This window comes from Arthrobacter sp. JB02-1C (genome assembly GCF_057748045.1).
The window spans coordinates 3,327,485-3,347,310 of sequence record NZ_CM173235.1 but is presented as its reverse complement, the minus strand read 5'-3'; the positions used below and the strand labels follow the sequence as shown (position 1 = coordinate 3,347,310).

The following is a 19,826-nucleotide window of genomic DNA, read 5'->3' as shown; positions in this document are numbered from 1 at the left end:
GGCGGAGCGGTGCGGCCCTGGCCGGCGGATGACCGGCGGCCAGAGCCGCTTTCCGTTGCGCCCCAGGAGGGAATCGAACCCCCGACCGGCGGATTAGAAGGCCGCTGCTCTATCCCCTGAGCTACTGGGGCACGTCTGGCGCTGACCGGCACGAGCCGGGGACGCCTCAAGAAGTTTACCGTGCCCGACCGCCGCTGCCGGTCAGGAACTCGCTGCGGCCACGCCCCGGCCGCCAGGACCGTAGCGGCGCACAGGTTTTCCACATAGCGTGGTCCGGCCCTGCCGCCGACGCTGCGCGCCCGCGAGGCTGGTAGTGCCAGCTAGGGCACGACCATTCGAGACAGGACAACCCATGAACGACAGCATCACGGTCCGCGGCTTCGTCGCCACGGAGATCAAGAGCTCGACGACGCCCGGTGGCGTCGCCACCGCCTCCTTCCGGATGGGCTCGACCGGGCGGCGCTTCGACCGCGCCGCGAACGCCTGGGTGGACGGACATACCAACTGGTTTACCGTGCAGGGCTACCGCCAGCTGGCCGGAAATATGGGCTGCAGCATCAGGAAGGGCCAGCGCGTCATCGTCGTCGGCCGGCTGAAGCTGCGCAGCTGGGAGAAGGAAGGCCGCATCTATCATGCGGTTGAAATCGACGCGGAGTCCGTCGGCCACGACCTCATGTGGGGCTCCGCCAACTTCACCCGCTCGGCCGGCGGCGCGCCGGTGCCGGGCCAGGACCTTTCCGCCGGTCGCCACGACGGCGGGCCGGATGCAACGGACGACGCTGACCGCGAGCCCAACACCGACGACGACGCGGACGCCACGCCGGAGTTCGACGAGGAGACCGGCGAGTTGAAGGAGACGGCCGCCTGACGCTGCTCCGGGGACGGCCGCCTGACGCTGATCCGGGGACGGCCGCCTGACGACGGCCTGCGGCTGCGTGGCAGAATGGCCGGGTGACCCCGACCCGGACCCGACCGCAGAGGCCCGCGCCCTGGCCCCTTGCCGGCGTGCTTGGCCTGCTGCTGGCAGTACTCCCGGCCTGTTCGTCCAGCCTCGGCGCCAGCGCAACAGGCCCCGCTGCCGGCTCCGTTGCCTCCCCGGTGTCGTCGCTGCCGCCCGCCTCGTCGCTGCCGCCCACGCCGTCCCTGCCGCCGGCGCCGTCCCTGCCGCCGGCGCCGGCCGCGGCGTCTCCGGGCTGGACCGCGTCGGGTGCTGTGGGCGCCTCCGGTCCCGCCACCGCAGAGGCCGCTACACGCCTCAGGGCGGTCCTCGCCACGGTCGTGGCGGCCGGTTCCAGTCCTGAAACGGAGCAGATCCGGGCCGCAATCGCCGCGGCGGGATTCGCGCCGGATGCCATCGAAGTCACGGCCAGCCGTACGCCCACCGGGCTGGCGGCCGATGCGGTGGAGGCCGCGGTCCGGCAGGACCAGGACTGCGTGGTGGGGCAGCTGCGCAAGGGCACCGTATCGGTGACGGTCCTGCCGGGCCTCGCCGACGGGCGCTGCTTCATCGGCGCCCCCGCGTAGCATCGGACCAGGCCCGGGGGAGGAGCTCCCAACCCACCGGCGGGGCAGCAGGAACGCTGGCGGAATGTGAGTTATGCGGCTGGAGCCACTAGATTTGTAGGCATGGCGGAATTTATCTACACAATGACCAAGGCCCGCAAGGCCGTTGGCGAAAAACTCATCCTCGACGACGTGAGCATGTCCTTCTTCCCGGGGGCCAAGATTGGTGTTGTTGGCCCTAACGGCGCCGGTAAGTCCACCATTCTCAAGATCATGGCCGGCCTGGACACCCCGTCCAACGGCGAAGCGCGGCTGAGCCCCGGTTACAGCGTCGGCATCCTGCTGCAGGAGCCGCCGCTGAACGAGGAAAAGACTGTTCTGGGCAACGTCCAGGAAGGCGTCGGCGAGATCTACGGCAAGATCCAGCGCTTCAACGAGATCTCCGAAGAGATGGCCAACCCGGACGCGGATTACGACGCGCTCCTCGAGGAAATGGGCCAGCTGCAGGAAGCCATCGACGCCGCCGATGCCTGGGATCTGGATTCACAGCTCGAGCAGGCCATGGACGCCCTCCGCTGCCCGCCGGCCGACGCGGACGTCACCCTCCTCTCCGGCGGTGAGCGCCGCCGTGTCGCGCTGTGCAAACTCCTGCTGCAGAAGCCGGACCTGCTGCTGCTCGACGAGCCCACCAACCACCTCGACGCCGAGAGTGTGCTGTGGCTCGAGCAGCACCTGTCCTCCTACCAGGGCGCCGTCCTTGCCGTCACCCACGACCGGTACTTCCTGGACCACGTCGCCGAATGGATCGCCGAAGTGGACCGCGGGCACCTGTACCCGTATGAGGGCAACTACTCCACCTACCTGGAGAAGAAGCGCGCCCGCCTGGAGGTCCAGGGCAAGAAGGACGCCAAACAGGCCAAGCGTCTTTCCGAGGAACTCGAGTGGGTCCGGTCCAACGCCAAGGGCCGGCAGACCAAGTCGAAGGCCCGCCTGGCCCGGTACGAGGAAATGGCCGCCGAGGCGGACCGCACCCGGAAACTCGACTTCGAAGAAATCCAGATCCCGCCGGGACCGCGCCTGGGCGGCCTGGTCCTGGAAGCGAAGAACCTGCAGAAGGGCTTCGAGGACCGCACCCTGATCGACGGACTGTCCTTCACGCTGCCGCGCAACGGCATCGTGGGCGTCATCGGCCCCAACGGCGTCGGCAAGACCACCCTGTTCAAGACGATCGTCGGGCTGGAGCCCCTCGACGGCGGCGAGCTGAAGATCGGCGATTCGGTCAAAATCTCCTACGCCGACCAGAGCCGCGGCGGCATCGACCCGAACAAGACCCTTTGGGAGGTCGTCTCCGACGGCCTCGACTTCATCCAGGTCGGCCATGTCGAAATGCCGTCCCGCGCATATGTCGCCGCGTTTGGTTTCAAGGGACCGGACCAGCAGAAGAAGGCCGGGGTGCTGTCCGGCGGCGAACGGAACCGGCTGAACCTGGCATTGACGCTCAAGCAGGGCGGCAACCTGCTGCTCCTTGACGAGCCGACCAACGACCTCGACGTCGAGACCCTCAGCAGCCTGGAAAACGCGCTGCTGGAGTTCCCCGGTTGCGCCGTTGTGGTCTCGCACGACCGCTGGTTCCTGGACCGGGTGGCCACCCACATCCTCGCCTACGAAGGCGACGAGGAGAACCCGTCCAAGTGGTACTGGTTCGAGGGCAACTTCGAGTCCTATGAGGAGAACAAGGTCGAGCGCCTTGGCCCGGATGCGGCGAAACCGCACCGGGTGACGCACCGCCGCCTCACGCGCGACTAGGCCCCCGCGGCCCGCGACTCCCAACGCGCGGCACCCGGAGCACTGTTCCGGGCCCGGAAAAGGCCGGTTCCCTTTCGGTGAACTGCTCCCCGAAAGTTGGACTGAAAAATCAGTCCGTACTTTCGGGGAGCAGTTTTATGCAAGACAGCAGTTCATTATCTGAAGAACAGCGCGAGGCCGCGGTAGCGTTGTTCGAAATTGGTTGGGGTGAGAAGGCAGCGGCGACGAGCCCAGGGGTCCGCCCGAAAGCTGTCATCCGCATTCACAACCTGTGGAGAGTTCGCGGAGGTACGGCGCTGGTGACCAAACAAACCAAGCGGAAGTTCTCGTTCGAGTTCAAACTCGATGCCGTGCGCCGGTTCCAAGCCGGCGAGAGCCAGGTCGCCTTGGCGAAAGAGCTTCAGCTCTCCTCGCCGGATCTCAGAGGTGGCCTTCCTGGGAAAAGTAAAGGCCTTGAGGGACGAGGGACAGCGCCGAAGCTCCGCGCTGTCATCGCTCTCAAGGCCCATCACCGGTTGGAAGTTCTTCTGGACGTCGCCAGGCTGCCCCGGTCGGTTGGACGATCGCGAAGAAGACCGTGCTGAAACTGATGCGTTTACTGCGTCTGGTCTGCAAGGTCCGGCAGAAGAAGCGCTACACCTCCTACCAGGGCGAGCAGGGCGTCGTGGCTCCGAACCTGTTGAAGCGCGAGTTCAAAGCGGATGCGCCGAACCAAAAGTGGGTAACCGACGTGACCGAGTTCAGCGTCGGCGACCGGAAACTCTACCTCTCACCGGTCATGGACCTCTTTGACCGGCAGATCATCTCCTACGCCATTGGAGTCTCGCCCAATCTGGAACTGACCAAGTCATCTCTGCGCGGCGCCGTCGCCATACTGGAGAGCGGACAAAAACCACTCGTGCACTCGGACCAGGGTTTCCAATACCAGCGCACCTCGTGGCGCAAGCTCCTGGAAAACGCAGGTGCGGTCCAAGGGATGTCCCGCAAAGCCAACTGCTATGACAACGCCGTCATGGAGAACTTCTTCGGCCACCTCAAAGTAGAACTCTTCCACCGTGTCCTGTTCCTCAACACCGATGCGCTGAGAGCAGCACTTCACGAATACATCCACTGGTACAACACCAAAAGAAGCTCCACGGCCTAAGCCCGGTTCAATAGCGCGCTCACGTGCTGGCGGTGTAGCTTGACCCGCAATGATGCGCTGCCTCGTTCAGGATCGGTTGCTGAGCCGTTCAATGAACTCATCGGCCTGCGCCAGGTTCCGGGCCATCTTGGTCCGCTGATGGACGGCCCTCTCCAGGAATCCAGCCAGCGTCACTGATCTTTCAGGGGCCGCACCTTCCGGGGCCGCAAGGAGGGCAAGGATTTCAGCCATCTCTTCCAGCGAGAAACCCAGGGGCTTCATCTGCTTGATGACCATGAGGCGTTCGAAATCATCTTCCGAGAACACCCTGAAGCCGCCATCAGTCCGCGCCGTTGCAGGGAGAAGCCCCACATCGTCGTAATGGCGGATGGTCCGCAGGGACAGGCCCGTCCGCTCCGCGAGCTCGCCGATGTGCATGGTGTTGGTGCTGCTGGTCTTAGCCGTCATCAGCGCCTCCGTTCTGTTCTGAATTCAACCCTACCATCACGTTAGGGTAGGGTTTGGGTAGTGGGTGAAACCTTCAGGACTAACTTCCCCTCTTCCCGGCGCGGCCCTGCGCCCCCTCATTCATTTGCAAAACGAAGCAGCAGTCGCGCGTCTTCTTAACCATGAACGGAGCCAGCAATGGCCGTCACTCAAGCCGAACGCCCCCCGGCGTTCACCCCTGAACAGCTTCAATCCGTCCGGGGAACCCTGATGTCGCCGCGCCGGCTCAAGACAGAGGTCCTCGGCGGACTCGTCGTCGCGCTGGCCCTGATCCCGGAAGCCATCGCGTTCTCGATCATCGCCGGCGTGGACCCCCGGATCGGGCTCTTCGCCTCCTTCACCATGGCGGTGACGATCGCCTTTGTCGGCGGCCGTCCGGCCATGATTTCGGCGGCCACCGGTGCGATCGCCCTCGTGATCGCACCGCTGGTGAAGTCGCACGGGGTGGACTACTTCGTCGCCGCGGTGATCCTAGCCGGCGTCTTCCAGGTCATCCTGGGCCTGTCCGGGGTCGCGAAGCTCATGCGGTTCATTCCCCGCTCGGTGATGGTGGGCTTCGTCAACGCGCTGGCCATCCTGATCTTCATGTCCCAGGTACCCGAGCTGCTCGGTGTTCCGTGGCTGGTCTACCCACTCGTGGCCCTGGGCCTGGCCATCGTCTTCGGCCTGCCCAAACTCACCAAGGCCGTTCCGGCCCCGCTGGTAGCCATCGTGGTCCTCACCCTGATCACCGTTTTCGCCGCCGTGGCCGTCCCGACCGTTGGCGACAAGGGCGAACTCCCCAGCTCCCTGCCGACGCTGTTCATCCCCAACGTGCCGTTGACTCTGGACACGCTGCAGATCATCTTCCCGTTCGCCCTCGCCATGGCCTCCGTGGGTCTGCTTGAATCCCTCATGACAGCCAAGCTCGTCGACGACGTCACCGACACCCGCTCCAACAAGACCCGCGAGGCCTGGGGCCAGGGCATGGCGAACATCGTCACCGGATTCTTTGGCGGCATGGGTGGCTGCGCCATGATCGGCCAGACCATGATCAACGTCAAAGCCTCCGGCGCCCGGACCCGGATCTCCACCTTCCTCGCCGGCGTCTTCCTGCTCATCCTCGTCGTCGCGCTCGGCGGCATCGTTTCCGTCATCCCCATGGCCGCTCTCGTGGCCGTGATGATCTTCGTGTCCGTTGCGACCTTCGACTGGCACAGCATCCGCCCCCAGACCTTGAAGATGATGCCCAAGAGCGAAACCATCGTCATGCTCGCCACCGTCATCGTCACCGTTGCCACCCACAACCTGGCCATCGGCGTCGGCGTGGGCGTGCTCGTGGCCATGGTCATGTTTGCGCGCAGGGTCGCCCACTTCGTTAGCGTCGAACGGTCGGTCAAGACCGTCGGAGGCCACGAAACGGCCACCTACGTGGTCGACGGCGAACTGTTCTTTGCCTCTTCCAACGACCTCTACACCCAGTTCGAATACGCCCTGGACCCCGAGCACGTGGTTATCGATATGCACGCCTCCCACCTCTGGGACGCCTCGACCATCGCAGCGCTGGATGCCATCACCGAGAAGTACCACCACCACGGCAAGGACGTGAAGGTCATCGGGCTCAACGATGCCAGCGTCCTGATGCGCGAACGTCTCGGCGGCAAACTCGGCGCCGGTCACTGACCACAAAACCGAAAGAGCTCCCTTCCAAACTCTGAGTCCGGAAGGGAGCTCTTCTGCAAATTGAGCGACACCGGCCGTTGAAACTCCGGCGCCTGCTCCCGGCTCATAATTTGCCAGCCAGCTCTCGGGGACCAGTTCCCTTTCGGAGGGAGCCGGCCTTTGCCGTGTTCGGGGGCCGTGCCGCCGGCCTGCCTACGTGGTTGGCAGCCTGACCATGCCCTCCTGCGCCACCGTGGCCACGTGTACGCCGTCCCGGCTGAAGATCTTGCCCGTCGCCAGGCCGCGCGCACTTTGGGCGCTGGGGGATTCCTGGACATAGAGCAGCCACTCATCCACCCGGACCGGGCGGTGCCACCACATGGCATGGTCCAGGCTTGCCACGGACATCCCCGGCGTAATCCAGCTCAGGCCGTGCCGGCGCAGCACCGATTCCAGCAGCGTGTAGTCGCTGGCATAGGCCAGCGCCGCGCGGTGCAGTTCCGGGTCGTCGGGCATCGGACCGAAGGTGCGCATCCAGACCGCGTTGCGGGCCTCCTGCGGGCCGCCCGCCGACACATACAAGGCCGGGTCCACATGCCGGATATCGAACGGACGCTCGTACGCCCAGTGCTGCGCCACCGGGTGGTCAAACTTGCCCAGCAGGTCCGCCGTGCTCGGCAGGGACTCGGGATCCGGGATGCCCGCCGGCATTTCGGTCTGGTGTTCAATGCCCTCGTCGGTGTCCTGGAAGGACGCGATCATCGACAGGATCGGCATGCCCTCCTGGTAGGCGTGCACCCGGCGGGCGGAAAAGGAACGGCCGTCGCGCAGCCGCTGGACGCCGAAGGTGATGGGCTTGTTGGCGTCGCCGGGCCGGAGGAAGTAGCCGTGCATCGAATGCACGCCGCGGCCCTCCGGGACCGTGCGGCTTCCGGCGATCAGGGACTGCGCCAGCACCTGGCCGCCGAAGACCCGCTGCCTCGGTTGTTTCTGCGAGGGGCCCATGAAGATGTCCTCGTCGGTCCGCGCACCATCCAGTTCGCCGAGGTCCAGGAGCTGGATGAGCGAGGAGGTGGGATCCGCCAGGGGCAACGCCTGTAATCCGGCTTCGGCTTCAGTCATGGTTTGACTCTAGACGGCACCCCGGCACGGCTCAAAAGAGGCGCGGCTCAAAAGGGGCGCGGCTCAAAAGGGGAGCGGCTCAAAAGGGGAGCGGCTCAAAAGAGGCACAGCCGGTAGAGTCAGGATTGTGCCTGACGTCCTGATCCAGCCCCTGCAGTTCACCGATCCCCGAGACCTCGCCGACCTGCGCACCTTCGCCACCCGCGCCAAGGCCGTGGACGACGGCGCCATCCGGCTCCACGCGGCCGGGGCGGTCCTGGCGGCGTACGTCTGCGTGCTCCGGCCGCGCCTGCTGGGCGAGTCGACGCCGACCATCCTGGGACTCCGGACCATGGCCCTGGCTGTGCCCGCGGAACTGGATGTCACCGTTCCGCTCTCCGCCGTTCTGGACCGGCTCGCCCGCGCCGGTGCCGACGACGTCGAACTTCCGGTCCCGCCGATGACCGTCACCGAATCGTGGACCGGCGTCGGCGCCCCGCGCACCGGCTGGGACCAGCTCGGCGCGCTGCCGGACGCGGATCTAAGGGGGGCCGCGGAGGCCGGCATCAGCGAAATCGCCGCGATCATCCCGGACAAGCCCGGTGCCCTGATCGTCAACAACGCCCGCGCCACCGTCTGGGGCCGGCCCCTGGAGGGCACCGGCGGGCTGCCGGCGGGCGCGGCGTTCGCTGCACTCACGCTGGGCTTCCTGGCCGGCGGAGAACAGCACCTTTTCCGCTCCGGCCGCTGGTTCCGGCTCAGCAGCCCGCGCGGCCACGTCCTGGTCCGGGCAAGCGCAGACCTGTAGCGTGCCTGCTGTGGGCGGAGGAGCCGACTACCCGGCGGCGAGGACTGCGAGGCTGACCGGCTCCGGTTGGCCGGCCCAGGTACCGGTAAGAGTCCGCGCGCCCGGGCTCTGCGGCGCGGGCAGGGGGCGCCGGATGATCAGCAGGTCCGCGTCTCCGGCCCGGACCGTGGTCCCGGCGGGGCTTTCACGGACGGTGACAGACGCTGCTGCGGGGAGCCCGGCATCGAGCGGGCCGGTGCTCCTGATCTGCATCGACTCCGGCAGCAGCTGCGGTGTTCCGCCAGTCTCGAGGAGTTGTTCGGCCTGTGGCCGTCCGGTCAGGATGGCGTCGGTGAGGGCGGCCACGTAGCAGGGATCGCCCGCGGCGTCGTACACCCATCTTTTGCCGAGCACCGAGTGCTGCATGGTCCCGATGAGGTAGGCCTCGGCCCCCTCCAACGGGGAGCCGCGGTAACTCAGCGGCACATGGAAGACGGTTCCGTCGCCCTCGACGAGGATCGTCTCCAGACCGACTTCGCCGTCCGGATCATCGAAGCGGAAAGATCCCAGCTTGTTCACCGCCGCGCCGGCCGTGAACCAGGGCTGCTGCGGCAGCCAGCCTTCGAGGAGATCCAGCTTCGTCGGACGCAGTTCCGCCTGATAAATGATCGCCATGACAGTCAGCCTAGCCTGACCACCGGGACCCCCGGTCAGGCGTCCGAGGGGCTGTTAACCATGGAGAGGGCCGCGCGCTCCATGTAGTCCCACAGCGTCCCTTCATACAGCGGCGGAAGCTCCAGGGCATCGACGGCGGTGCGCATGTGGCGGAGCCAGGCCTCCTTGGCCTCCGGCGTGACACGGAACGGCTGGTGCCGCATCCGGAGCCGCGGGTGGCCGCGTTCCTCGCCGTAGGTCGTGGGGCCGCCCCAGTACTGTTCCAAAAACATCAGGAAACGCCGTTTCGCGGGTCCCAGGTCAGCTTCCGGGTACATCGGCCGGAGCAGCGGGTCGGTTGCGACGCCGTCGTAAAACACGTCGATCAGCTTCACGAAGGTCTCGTGGCCGCCGACCGCGGTGTAGAAGTTGTCTGTGTAGCCCGGCTGGCTGAACGGGTCGTTCTGCATCAGCATTTTCGGCTGTCTCTGGTCACCGGATGGGGGGATGGTCATGGCTATTCTCCGGCCTTTTGCTGGGGTGCGGATACGGCGTTGGCGGCGGGCTCGGCCTTGAGGGCGGGCTCGGCGGCAGCGGGTTCGGCGTCGGGCGCGACGTAGATGCCCTGCGAGCGGTTTCCGACCCGCAGGATTTCGCCGTTGCGCAGATACCAGACGGTGCCGTCCCCGGCGCGGACCCGGGTGATGCGCAGGCCCATCGATTCCACAGTGCCCACCACTTCAGAGGTTTCGATCACGTCGCCGATGCCGTACTGGTCCTCGATCGTGATGAAGATCCCGGCGAGGAAGTCCCGGATCAGCTGTTGCGCGCCGAAGCCGATCGCCACACCAAGGATGCCGACGCTGGTCAGCAGCGGTGTGATGTTGACGTTCAGGTTTTGCAGGACATACATCACGGTGATGACGACCACCAGGACCGAGACCACGCTGTTGAGCAGCGACCCGATCGTGTTGGCGCGTTGTTCGCGGCGCTGGTTATCCAGCGCCCGCAGCGCCGGCGCCACCCACCGGAAATGCGGTTTCTTGAAGAAAGTGGTCCCGGCGGCCACGCGTTTGGTGATCCCGGAGATGAGGAATGAGGCCACCAGCCAGGCGGCAACGCCGACCCCGACGCTGATCAGGACGCCCGGCAGGTTGATGGCCGAAATGTCCGGCGGCGTGATGGGCTGGGCGACGGTCAGGGGATACATCGGCGGGGTTTGCTCCTTCGGTGCGCCCGCGGTCGCCGGGCGCCTAACACTGCTGTTCCCTTTCCACATTAGCGCCGGAGCGTGGCGCATGCGCACCCGGTCCCCGCACTGGCCCGGCGGTCGGCCCGGCGGTCGGCCCGGAGGCCGGCCGCCGGGCGCCGGCGGGTGTCCGGCGGCGGTTCAGTCCGTCCGGCCTGCGGTGTCCGGGTGCCGCGGACCGTCGTCCGGCACCGCCGTCGGCTCGTGCAGCACCGGGAAATTGACGCTGCGGGCGATGAAGCAGACCGCATTCGCCTCCCGGTGCAGTTCGTCAAACAGCTCTGCCGCCACCGGTGCGGCCGTCATGACGCGGGGCCTGAGCGTCACCGACTCGAACTGCCCGCTGCCGTCCCGGTTGGTCCGCATCAGGCCTTCCGCGCGGTCCTCGTACCCGGTCACCACCACGCCGTGCTTGACGGCCACATGCAGGAAGGACAGCATGTGGCACTGTGCCAGGGTGGCCAGCAGGAGCTGTTCCGGGTTGTACCGTTCCCGGTCGCCGTGGAACGTCGGGTCGGCGGAGCCCGGCAGGACCGGCAGCCCGGGGATCTCGACGTCGTGGTCCCGGGAATAGCCCCGGTAGGAGCTCGTCCCGTCACCCAGGTTTCCGGTCCAGCGGACGGTCAGGGCGTAGCGGTGCTCGTTCAGGCCCATGCCGCAGAGCCTAGGCGTCCGCCGCGCGGGCGCGCAGGGCCCGGGCGACGCCGTCGCGGTTTTCCAGCATCATCCGGCGCAGCGCCGCGCTGTCCTCGGGCAGCGACGCCAGGAACTCGTCGGTGCGGTCCACCGTGGCCTGCGTTGTCAGCTGCGCGGGGTACAGGCCGACGACGATCTGCTGCGCGAGCGCATGGGTGCGGTCCCTGACGATGCCCGGGACGGCCTCAAAGTACTTGGCGGCGTAGGGCTCCAGCAGGGAAGTGTCCAGCACCCGGGTGAAGCCGGCGACGGCGGAGCTCTGCAGGGCGTTGGACAGCTCACCCGTGACCACGATCGAGTCCCAGGCGGCCGCCTTGGCAGCCGCGCTGGGGATCGCGGCCTTGGCCAGGGCGGCGGCGTTTTGTCCGGTGGCGGTGTTGTCGCGTGCCAGCTCGGCGTCGATCTGCTCCTGGCCGGCGCGCCCGCCGACCACCAGCGAGGTCAGCAGCTCCCAGCGCAGATCCTGGTCCACGGTCAGGCCGTCCTGCACCAGGCTGCCGTCCAGCAGCCCGGCGACCGTGTCCAGCTGGCTGGCGCTGCGGGCCAGCGCGGCGTAGGACTTCACGAACTGCAGCTGCGCATCGGAACCGGCCCGGACGCGGGAGGCCAAGTCCCACAGCCGGTCCGCCGCTGCCACGGCGGTGGCTTCCTTGTGGTCGGCGGCCACGTAGAAGTTCAGCGTCGTGGCAAGCTGGCGGAGCTGGACCTGGATCACGGAGGAGTCGGATTCCTCGGCGATGTTTGCCAGGATCAGCTCCACGTATCCGCGTGCCGGGGTCTCGCCGTCGCGTGCGGCGTCCCAGGCCGATCCCCAGACAAGCGTCCGGGGCAGGCTCTGGCCGATGTCCTTCAGGTGCGCGGTGGCGGTCTCAAGGGACTTCGGGTCCAGCCGGACCTTGGCGTAGGCGAGGTCGTCGTCATTGAGCAGGATCAGGTCCGGCCGTGCGCGTCCCGCCAGGGCCGGAACCTCGGTGCGTTCGCCGTCGACGTCGAGCTCCTCGCGGTGGACGCGCTCCAGCTTCCCCGCATCGTCGAGGTTGTAGAAGCCGACGGCGAGCCGGTGCGGGCGGATGGTCGGCTGCGCCTCGGTGGCGGACTGCAGGATGGCGAACGACTCGATCCGGCCGTCGGCGCCGACCGAAAGCTCGGGCTTGAGGGTGTTCACGCCGGCGGTCTCCAGCCAGAGCCGGCCCCACTGGTCCAGGTCGCGGCCGCTGGACTTCTCCAGCTCCACCAGCAGGTCGCTGAGTTCGGTGTTCTGCCAGGCGTGCTTGCGGAAGTACTCGCGCACCCCCGCCATGAACTCGTCCGGGCCCACCCAGGCCACCAGCTGGCGGAGCACGGAGGCCCCCTTGGCGTAGGTGATGCCGTCGAAGTTCACCTCGACGTCCTGCAGGTCGTTGATCTCGGCGAAGATCGGGTGGGTGGTGGGCAACTGGTCCTGCCGGTAGGCCCAGGATTTTTCCACCGAGGCAAAGGTGGTCCAGGCGTGGTCGAACTTCGTGTTCTCGACGGCGGCGAGGTGGGACATGTATTCGGCGAAGGATTCGTTCAGCCAAAGGTCGTTCCACCAGCGCATGGTGACGAGGTCGCCGAACCACATGTGGGCGAGCTCATGCAGCACCGTGATCGCACGGCGCTCCACCTGGGCGTCCGTGACCTTGCTGCGGAAAACGTAGCCCTCAAGGATGGTGACGGCGCCGGCGTTCTCCATGGCGCCGGCGTTGAACTCCGGCACGAAGAGCTGGTCGTACTTCTCGAACGGGTAGGGGCAGCCGAACTGGGCCTCGAAGAATTCGAAGCCCTGCCGGGTGAGTTCGAAGATGTTGTCCGCATCGAGGTACTGCATCAGCGACTTGCGGGCAAAAACGCCCAGCGGCGTGACCTTGCCGGTGGCGGAGACCACCTCGCTGTGCACGGACTCGTACGGCCCGGCGATCAGGGCGGTGACGTAGGACGAAAGCCGCGGCGTGGGGGTGAACTCCCAGACCGACCGCGCGGTCCCATCCTCGCCGGGGGTGGTGCCGGCCGGCGTCGGGGTGGGGGAGTTGGAGACGACGGCCCAGTGCGAGGGGGCCGTGACAGTGAAGCGGAAGCTGGCTTTGAGGTCGGGCTGCTCAAAGACGGCGAACATCCGGCGCGAATCCGGAACCTCGAACTGGGTGTACAGGTAGACCTCGTTGTCCACCGGGTCCACGAACCGGTGCAGGCCCTCTCCGGTGTTCATGTACGGCGCGTCGGCCACCACCACGAGTTCGTTGTCGGCCGCCAGCTCAGGCAACTGGATCCGGACGCCGTCGGACACCTCGGCCGGGTCCAGTTCGCGGCCGTTCAGCGTGACGCTGTGCACGGTGCGGGTCACGGCGTCAATAAACGTCGAGGCTCCGGGGGTGGCGGTGAAGCGGACAGCGGTGGTGGAACCGAAGACCTCCGCGCCCCGGGTCAGGTCCAGCGTGACCTCATAGGAGTCGACGGCGATCAGTGCGGCGCGCTCGCGGGCTTCGGCGCGGGTGAGGTTCATACCGGGCAAGAGGTGCCTCCAGAAGGGGTTGGAACGGTCGGAACGATAGTGTGAAATCATTCTTTCACGGTGGGGTCGGTTGGCAAGTCCTCGAACGCCCGGCCCCGAAGGCCCATCATCTCCCGCCGGGACCGGCAGGGGTAGCGTTGGAAGTATGGGAAACATCCGCGATTCCGTTGACCTCAGGGCCCTGCGCTTCGCCGTGGCCTTCCCCGTTCTGCTCGCCGGCGCCTTTGTGGTCTGCGCCCTGCTGATCCGCGCGGACCTGCCCGAGCCGCTGGCCGTCCGCTGGACTGATGCCGGTGCCGTCGATTTCGCGCCCTTCGGGGTGGTCGCCGGCGGCGGGGCCGCGCTGATCGTCCTGGTGGGCTGGGCGGTGCTGCTGCAGGCGACGCCGTTGTCCCGCCCGGCGCTGATGCGCCGGTTCATGATGGGCACCGGGCTCTCGGTCAGCCTCTTCCTCACCGCAGTCCTGGCTGCCGCGCTGATCGGCCAGCTGGGGCTTGACGACGCGCGGGAGTCCCACGTGGACGTGACCACCCTGGCGATGGGCAGCGGCGCCGCGCTGGGCCTGGGCGTCGTCATGGGTTTTGTGTTCAAGGCCGACGAACGCTGGTCCACGGACGATGAGCGGGCCGTGCGGGAAGCCCTCGAACGGGAGCGGGACCCGGAGCTGGCGCGGGATTCGGTGAGCCTCTGGGTCCACGCGCGCAGCTCGGTCTTTGTGATGCTCGGGATCGCGACGCTGCTTCCGGCCGCCCTGCTGACCATTGCGGTGCCGTGGCTGGCGGGGCTCCTGACGGCGGCCGCGCTGCTGGCCGCAGCGTTCCTCTTCGCCCGGATCCGGGTGGACCGGACCGGGATGCGGGTGTTCGCCGCCGGGCTGGTCCGGGTCATGGACGTCCCTGCCGCGGCCATCGCTTCGGCTGCGCCGCTCGAGCTCAAGGCCGCCGACTACGGGGGCTGGGGCTACCGGAGCCGCGGCACGACGACGGCGCTGCTGGTCGGAAGCGGGCCCGCCGTCGTGGTGGACCGCGTCGACGGGCGCCGGCTGGCGGTAAGCGGGGGCAGCGCAACGACGGCGGACAACGTGGCGCAGGTGCTCTCCCGCGTTGCCGCCCGCGCCCGCCGTAACGGCGGCGCGCCGGCCCCGCGGCCCTAGTAGGCTGGAGACAGCCCACACCACAGCGCCGAGAGTCCCTCCGGCGCCCCCGAAGAACGGATCCTCCTGTGTCCACTGCCCCGGAATTCCCGCGCGTCCACATTGCCACCGACCACGCCGGCATGGAGCTCAGCGCCCACCTGGTGGGTCATCTCAGCGCCCAGGGCTACGACGTGGTGGACCATGGCCCCAAGGTCTACGACGCCCTGGACGACTACCCCGCCTTCTGCATCAACGCCGCGCGCGCCGTGGTGGCTGACCAGACAGCGGGCATGCACGCGCTGGGAATCGTGCTGGGAGGCTCCGGAAACGGCGAACAGATCGCCGCCAACAAGGTCAAAGGGATCCGGGCCGCCCTGGCCTGGAGCCTTGACACCGCCAGGCTCGCCCGCGAACACAACGATGCCAATGTTGTGGCCGTCGGCGGCCGGCAGCACAGCGTCGAAGAAGCCACCGCCATCATCGAGGCCTTCCTGACCGAGCCGTTCAGCCACGACGAGCGGCACGTCCGCCGGATCGGGAAAATCGCCGCCTACGAAGCCACCGGCGAGGTCGTCGAGTAGTGCCGGAAGGGCACTCGGTCCACCGCCTGGCGCGGCAGTTCGCCGACGTCTTCCTAGGCCGGCGCCTTGCCGTCGCCAGCCCGCAGGGCCGCTTTGAGCAGGGCGCCGCCCTCCTCGACGGGCACGTGCTGACCGGCTCCGTGGCGCACGGCAAGCACCTGTTCCTCGGCTTCGAGCACGGCCTGGTGCTGCACGTGCACCTGGGGCTCTACGGGGCCTGGGACTTCGGCGGCGACGAAGGGTTCCGCGGCGCCTCCAGCATTGGCGCGCCCCGCAAAATGGGGGAGCGGGAAGTGTACGCGGACGACGGCCCGGACCCGGCCTACAGCGGGCCGCCGGCGCCGGTGGGCGCGGTCCGGGTGCGGCTTGCCAGCGCGCACGGCTGGGCCGACCTGCGCGGGGCCAGCACCTGCGAAACGCTCACCGAAGCCGAGGCAGACGCGGTCAGCGCGCGCCTGGGCCCGGACCCGCTGCGCAACCTGCCGGGGGACCGGGACAGCTTCGTGGCCGCGGTGACAAGGAGACGCACCCCGCTGGCCACGCTGCTGATGGACCAGGCGGTGCTGGCCGGCGTCGGGAATGTCTACCGCGCCGAACTGCTGTTCCGGCAGCGGCTGGACCCCTGGCTGCCCGGGACGGAACTGCCGCCGGAAGCGGCTGCCCGGCTGTGGGACGACGCCGTCGCGCTGATGTCCGACGGCGTCCGCGACGGCCGGATCATCACCACCCCGGCGCGCTACTGGGCCGGTCAGGCGGTGGCTGAACCCGGCTCAGGACCCGGCCCGGTGGAACCCGGCGCCGTGGAACCCGGCTCGGGGGAACCCGGCTCGGGGGAACCCGGCTCAGGACGCGGCCCGGCCGGCGCGCTGCCCGCCCCGGAGGATTCGCACTTTGTGTACCGGCGGCAGGGCATGGACTGCCGGGACTGCGGGACCGCCGTCGCACTGACAGTGCACGCCGCCCGGAAGCTGTACTGGTGCCCGGCCTGCCAGCAGGGCAACGCCGGCTGAAGCGCCGCACCTCCCTCATCGATTGCTCCGAAACCGCCGTTCTGGCCCCCGATAACGGCACTCACGGAGCAACCGATGGAGTGGGCATGAAAAAAGCCCCTCCGGCGGAGGGGCTTTTCGTCATCTTCGGAGGGGACGACGGGAATCGAACCCGCGTAATCAGTTTGGAAGACTGAGGCTTTACCATTAAGCTACGTCCCCGGGGGATTTGCTGGAATTCCGGCAAAACTTCCGGGCGGCTGTTGAAGCCGGATACAACTAAACCCAATTCAGGCCCCCAGTGTCAAATGTGCAAACCGGCACAGTGAGACCGTAGACTGTCCTGTGCACTTACGGGGTGTAGCTCAGCTTGGCTAGAGCGCCTGCTTTGGGAGCAGGAAGTCGCAGGTTCAAATCCTGTCACCCCGACTCTGCAGCAACTGCCTCACACGGGGCGTTGCAGAACCCCATCCCCCAAATCCAGGAGTACTTAGACTGTGAAGAGCGCTGTCGAGAACCTCACCCCCACGCGGGTCAAGCTCAATGTTGAGGTCCCCTTTGAGGAATTGAAGCCCAGCATCGCAGAGGCATACAAGACTGTTGCTTCGCAGATCCAGGTTCCCGGTTTCCGTAAGGGAAAAGTTCCCTCCAAGCTCATTGACCAGCGCGTCGGCCGCGGCTACGTCCTGGAGACGGCCATCAACGAAGGCCTCAACGGCTGGTACCAGGCCGCCGTGCAGGAAACCGGCATCCGTCCGCTGAGCCGTCCCGAGGTCGAAATCACCGAAGTGCCGGACCCCTCCGCCACCGACGGCGAACTGAAGTTCCACGCCGAGGTTGACGTCCGCCCCGAAATCGAACTGCCGGACTACGCCGGGATCAAGGTTGAGGTTGCCGCCGCCGAGTCCAGCGAAGGCGACGTCGACAAGGCCCTTGACGAACTGCGCGGCCGCTTCGGCACGCTCAAGCCCGTTGACCGCCCGGCCGCCGACGGCGACTTCCTCACCATCGACATCACCGCCTCCATCGACGGAGCCGAGGTTGATTCCGCCTCCGGCCTGTCCTACCAGGTTGGCGCCGGCACCATGCTCGAAGGCCTCGACGAGGCAGTCACCGGCCTCAGCGCCGACGAGGACGCCATCTTCGACACCACCCTGGTCGGCGGCGACCACGCCGGCGAGTCCGCCCAGGTCAAGGTGGTGCTCAAGGCCGTCAAGGAGCGCGAGCTTCCCGAGGCCGACGACGACTTCGCGCAGCTGGCTTCGGAGTTCGACACCCTGGCCGAGCTCCGCGAGGACCTCGCCAAGCAGGCCGCCGAGTCCAAGACTGTCGAGCAGGGCGTCGAAGCCCGCGACAAGGTCCTGGACAAGCTCGTCGAGCTCGTCGAGGTTCCCGTACCGGCGTCCGTGGTCGAGGAGCAGCTCGAACAGCACTTCAGCGCCGAGAACTCCCACGGCGAAGGCGACCACGACACCGAGGAGCACCGCGCCGAGGTGAAGGCCAACACCGAGCGCGCCTTCCAGAACGAGATCATCCTCGACGCCATCGCCGAGAAGGAAGAAGTCGACGTCAACCAGAACGAGTTGATCGACTACATCGTCACCACCGCCAGCCAGTACGGCATGGACCCGAACCAGTTCGCCCAGATCATCGATCAGAGCGGCCAGGTTCCGATGATGGTCTCCGAGGTCCGGCGCCGCAAGGCACTCGCCGTCGTCCTCGGCAAGGCCGAGGTGACCGACTCCGAAGGCAACAAGGTCGACCTGAGCGACTTCGTCCGCCCCGCCGGCGAAGAGGCACCTGCCGATGCGTCCGACGACGTGGCAGCCGACGCAGCGCCGGCAGCCGACGAAGCCGCCGAAACGCCGAAAAACGATGACCCTGCGGCTGTGAAGTTCTAGCACTTGGGCTAGCCGCAGTTTTGCCCCGCACCCCCGGATCCGCGATCCGGGGGTGCGGCTTTTTAAGCCTGCGATGAACCCGCCCTGCCGATCGTGCGCCGTCAGCGAACAGCCCTGCGCCTGAGCACAATGCGGCCGGGAAAACCGTTAGGGTCCAAGTAGGAAAGTTCAGTGGCGCCGTCCAGTGGCGTCACCGTCGCCAGCGAGAGGTAAGTACACATGTCACAGCAAGCAGGGGCACCCCGGATGGCCAACGTCGATCCGGCCGCCCAGGACAACTACATCTACAACCGCCTGCTGAAAGAGCGCATCATCTGGCTCGGCTCCGAGGTCCGTGACGAGAACGCCAACGCGATCTGCTCGCAGTTGCTGCTGCTCTCGGCCGAAAACCCGGAAAAGGACATCTACCTCTACATCAACTCGCCCGGCGGTTCCGTCACCGCCGGCATGGCCATCTACGACACGATGCAGTTCATTCCGAACGACGTCGTCACCGTCGCCACCGGCCTGGCCGCCTCGATGGGGCAGTTCCTGCTCTCCTCCGGCACCAAGGGCAAGCGCTACGCCACCCCCAACGCGCGCATCCTGATGCACCAGCCCTCCGGCGGCATCGGCGGCACCGCCTCCGACATCAAGATCCAGGCCGAGCTGATCCTGAACATGAAGAAGGTCATGGCCGAACTGACGGCCCAGCAGACCGGGCAGACCGTGGAAACCATCCTCAAGGACAACGACCGCGACAAGTGGTTCACGGCGGCCGAAGCCCTTGACTACGGCTTCTTCGACAAGATCGCGGCCCACGCCGGGTCCGTGGCAGGCGGCGGCGGAACCAACGCCAGCGACGCCAGCAGCGAAAACTAACCGGCACGCAGACAGAACCGACTCCAGGAGCAATGAACATGAACTACAACTTCGGATCGACTGCCGGCAACCTGCCCAGCAGCCGCTACGTGCTGCCGCAGTTTGAAGAGCGCACCCCCTACGGCTTCAAGCGCCAGGACCCCTACACCAAGCTGTTCGAGGACCGCATTATCTTCCTCGGTGTCCAGATCGACGACGCCTCCGCCGACGACGTGATGGCCCAGCTGCTGGTGCTCGAGTCCACCGACCCGGACCGGGACATCACGCTCTACATCAACTCCCCGGGTGGCTCCTTCACCGCCATGACCGCGATCTACGACACCATGACGTACATCCGCCCGGAAATCCAGACCGTCTGCCTGGGCCAGGCGGCCAGTGCCGCCGCCGTGATCCTCGCGGCGGGCACGCCGGGCAAGCGCCTGGCGCTGCCGAACGCCCGGGTCCTGATCCACCAGCCGTCGCTGTCCGGCGGCCAGGGCGGCCAGGCCTCCGACCTCGAGATCCAGGCCGCCGAGGTCATGCGGATGCGCTCTTGGCTGGAAACGACCCTGGCCATGCACTCCGGCCGGACCGCGGAGCAGGTCAACTATGACATCGAGCGCGACAAGATCCTCACCGCGGCCGACGCCCTGGACTACGGCCTGATCGACCAGGTGCTGGATTCGCGCAAGATGAAGCCGCAGGCGATCACGAAGTAGCAGGACCTCAGGTCAACCACGACGCCGGTGCGGCCCGCCGAATTGGGCCGCACCGGCGTCTTCC

The 19,826-nt window shown here is 67.2% G+C and carries 20 protein-coding genes and 3 tRNA genes; 13 read left to right on the top strand and 10 right to left on the bottom strand.

What is annotated here, in order from left to right; translation table 11 throughout:
* Positions 1-58: 58 nt before the first annotated feature.
* Positions 59-131 (bottom strand) — tRNA-Arg (locus AC3ANP_RS15655).
* Between the two features lie 221 nt (positions 132-352).
* On the opposite strand from AC3ANP_RS15655, the gene AC3ANP_RS15650 reads away from it, so the two are divergent.
* The 3 genes from AC3ANP_RS15650 to ettA all read left to right on the top strand — a co-directional run bounded on the left by AC3ANP_RS15650 (position 353) and on the right by ettA (position 3,309).
* The gene (locus tag AC3ANP_RS15650) at positions 353-868 is read left to right on the top strand and encodes a single-stranded DNA-binding protein (protein ID WP_488331049.1); all 516 of its coding nucleotides are present in this window, start codon (positions 353-355) and stop codon (positions 866-868) included.
* A gap of 83 nt (positions 869-951) precedes the next feature.
* Positions 952-1,524: a DUF6993 domain-containing protein gene (locus tag AC3ANP_RS15645; RefSeq protein WP_488331048.1), complete on the top strand. Its 573-nt coding sequence runs from the start codon at positions 952-954 to the stop codon at positions 1,522-1,524.
* A gap of 102 nt (positions 1,525-1,626) precedes the next feature.
* The gene (ettA, locus tag AC3ANP_RS15640) at positions 1,627-3,309 is read left to right on the top strand and encodes an energy-dependent translational throttle protein EttA (protein ID WP_488331047.1); all 1,683 of its coding nucleotides are present in this window, start codon (positions 1,627-1,629) and stop codon (positions 3,307-3,309) included.
* Positions 3,310-3,464: 155 nt separating this feature from the next.
* Here ettA and AC3ANP_RS15635 read toward each other — a convergent pair whose 3' ends face one another.
* Complete coding sequence (locus AC3ANP_RS15635; protein WP_488331046.1) at positions 3,465-3,818, bottom strand: hypothetical protein; 354 nt, start codon at positions 3,816-3,818, stop codon at positions 3,465-3,467.
* 68 nt (positions 3,819-3,886) lie between these two features.
* Between AC3ANP_RS15635 and AC3ANP_RS15630 the strand changes: the two genes are divergently transcribed.
* Positions 3,887-4,453, top strand: a complete 567-nt coding sequence (locus tag AC3ANP_RS15630) for an IS3 family transposase (protein ID WP_488331045.1) — start codon at positions 3,887-3,889, stop codon at positions 4,451-4,453.
* Positions 4,454-4,519: 66 nt separating this feature from the next.
* On the opposite strand, the gene AC3ANP_RS15625 is transcribed toward AC3ANP_RS15630, so the two are convergent.
* Positions 4,520-4,900 (bottom strand): MerR family transcriptional regulator, encoded by a 381-nt coding sequence (locus AC3ANP_RS15625; RefSeq protein WP_488331044.1) that lies wholly within the window; start codon positions 4,898-4,900, stop codon positions 4,520-4,522.
* A gap of 177 nt (positions 4,901-5,077) precedes the next feature.
* On the opposite strand from AC3ANP_RS15625, the gene AC3ANP_RS15620 reads away from it, so the two are divergent.
* Positions 5,078-6,601 carry a SulP family inorganic anion transporter gene (locus tag AC3ANP_RS15620; RefSeq protein ID WP_488331043.1) on the top strand — a complete coding sequence of 508 codons (1,524 nt, stop codon included), beginning with the start codon at positions 5,078-5,080 and terminating at the stop codon, positions 6,599-6,601.
* Positions 6,602-6,793: 192 nt separating this feature from the next.
* Here the strand turns inward: AC3ANP_RS15620 and AC3ANP_RS15615 are convergent, their stop codons facing one another.
* Positions 6,794-7,702, bottom strand: coding sequence for an acyl-CoA thioesterase (locus AC3ANP_RS15615; RefSeq protein WP_488331042.1), 909 nt, complete (start codon positions 7,700-7,702; stop codon positions 6,794-6,796).
* A gap of 127 nt (positions 7,703-7,829) precedes the next feature.
* Between AC3ANP_RS15615 and AC3ANP_RS15610 the strand changes: the two genes are divergently transcribed.
* Positions 7,830-8,489: a DUF8185 domain-containing protein gene (locus tag AC3ANP_RS15610; RefSeq protein WP_488331041.1), complete on the top strand. Its 660-nt coding sequence runs from the start codon at positions 7,830-7,832 to the stop codon at positions 8,487-8,489.
* A 27-nt stretch (positions 8,490-8,516) separates the two neighbouring features.
* Here AC3ANP_RS15610 and AC3ANP_RS15605 read toward each other — a convergent pair whose 3' ends face one another.
* The 5 genes from AC3ANP_RS15605 to pepN form a co-directional block, all read right to left on the bottom strand.
* The gene (locus AC3ANP_RS15605) at positions 8,517-9,143 is read right to left on the bottom strand and encodes a CG0192-related protein (RefSeq protein WP_488331040.1); all 627 of its coding nucleotides are present in this window, start codon (positions 9,141-9,143) and stop codon (positions 8,517-8,519) included.
* A 35-nt stretch (positions 9,144-9,178) separates the two neighbouring features.
* On the bottom strand, positions 9,179-9,637 hold the full coding sequence (locus AC3ANP_RS15600; RefSeq protein ID WP_488331039.1) for a globin: 459 nt from the start codon (positions 9,635-9,637) through the stop codon (positions 9,179-9,181).
* Positions 9,638-9,639: 2 nt separating this feature from the next.
* Positions 9,640-10,332, bottom strand: coding sequence for a mechanosensitive ion channel family protein (locus AC3ANP_RS15595; RefSeq protein WP_488331038.1), 693 nt, complete (start codon positions 10,330-10,332; stop codon positions 9,640-9,642).
* Positions 10,333-10,512: 180 nt separating this feature from the next.
* Positions 10,513-11,025: an OsmC family protein gene (locus AC3ANP_RS15590; RefSeq protein ID WP_488331037.1), complete on the bottom strand. Its 513-nt coding sequence runs from the start codon at positions 11,023-11,025 to the stop codon at positions 10,513-10,515.
* A gap of 10 nt (positions 11,026-11,035) precedes the next feature.
* A complete protein-coding gene (pepN, locus tag AC3ANP_RS15585; protein WP_488331036.1) occupies positions 11,036-13,588 on the bottom strand; it encodes an aminopeptidase N in 2,553 nt (850 codons plus the stop codon).
* 154 nt (positions 13,589-13,742) lie between these two features.
* Between pepN and AC3ANP_RS15580 the strand changes: the two genes are divergently transcribed.
* From AC3ANP_RS15580 to AC3ANP_RS15570, 3 genes are all read left to right on the top strand, one after another.
* On the top strand, positions 13,743-14,750 hold the full coding sequence (locus AC3ANP_RS15580) for a hypothetical protein (protein ID WP_488331035.1): 1,008 nt from the start codon (positions 13,743-13,745) through the stop codon (positions 14,748-14,750).
* A gap of 122 nt (positions 14,751-14,872) precedes the next feature.
* Positions 14,873-15,313 carry a ribose-5-phosphate isomerase gene (locus AC3ANP_RS15575; RefSeq protein ID WP_488333086.1) on the top strand — a complete coding sequence of 147 codons (441 nt, stop codon included), beginning with the start codon at positions 14,873-14,875 and terminating at the stop codon, positions 15,311-15,313.
* Positions 15,313-16,323, top strand: coding sequence for an Fpg/Nei family DNA glycosylase (locus AC3ANP_RS15570; protein ID WP_488331034.1), 1,011 nt, complete (start codon positions 15,313-15,315; stop codon positions 16,321-16,323). Before AC3ANP_RS15575 ends, AC3ANP_RS15570 begins: the two co-directional genes overlap by 1 nt.
* 130 nt (positions 16,324-16,453) lie before the next feature.
* Here the strand turns inward: AC3ANP_RS15570 and AC3ANP_RS15565 are convergent.
* Positions 16,454-16,524, bottom strand: a tRNA-Gly gene (locus tag AC3ANP_RS15565).
* 132 nt (positions 16,525-16,656) lie between these two features.
* On the opposite strand from AC3ANP_RS15565, the gene AC3ANP_RS15560 reads away from it, so the two are divergent.
* From AC3ANP_RS15560 to AC3ANP_RS15545, 4 genes are all read left to right on the top strand, one after another.
* A tRNA-Pro gene (locus tag AC3ANP_RS15560) sits at positions 16,657-16,731 on the top strand.
* Positions 16,732-16,799: 68 nt separating this feature from the next.
* Complete coding sequence (tig, locus tag AC3ANP_RS15555; RefSeq protein WP_488331033.1) at positions 16,800-18,203, top strand: trigger factor; 1,404 nt, start codon at positions 16,800-16,802, stop codon at positions 18,201-18,203.
* Positions 18,204-18,449: 246 nt separating this feature from the next.
* On the top strand, positions 18,450-19,064 hold the full coding sequence (locus tag AC3ANP_RS15550) for an ATP-dependent Clp protease proteolytic subunit (RefSeq protein WP_488333085.1): 615 nt from the start codon (positions 18,450-18,452) through the stop codon (positions 19,062-19,064).
* A gap of 38 nt (positions 19,065-19,102) precedes the next feature.
* Positions 19,103-19,762 carry an ATP-dependent Clp protease proteolytic subunit gene (locus tag AC3ANP_RS15545; RefSeq protein WP_488333084.1) on the top strand — a complete coding sequence of 220 codons (660 nt, stop codon included), beginning with the start codon at positions 19,103-19,105 and terminating at the stop codon, positions 19,760-19,762.
* Positions 19,763-19,826 lie beyond the last annotated feature (64 nt).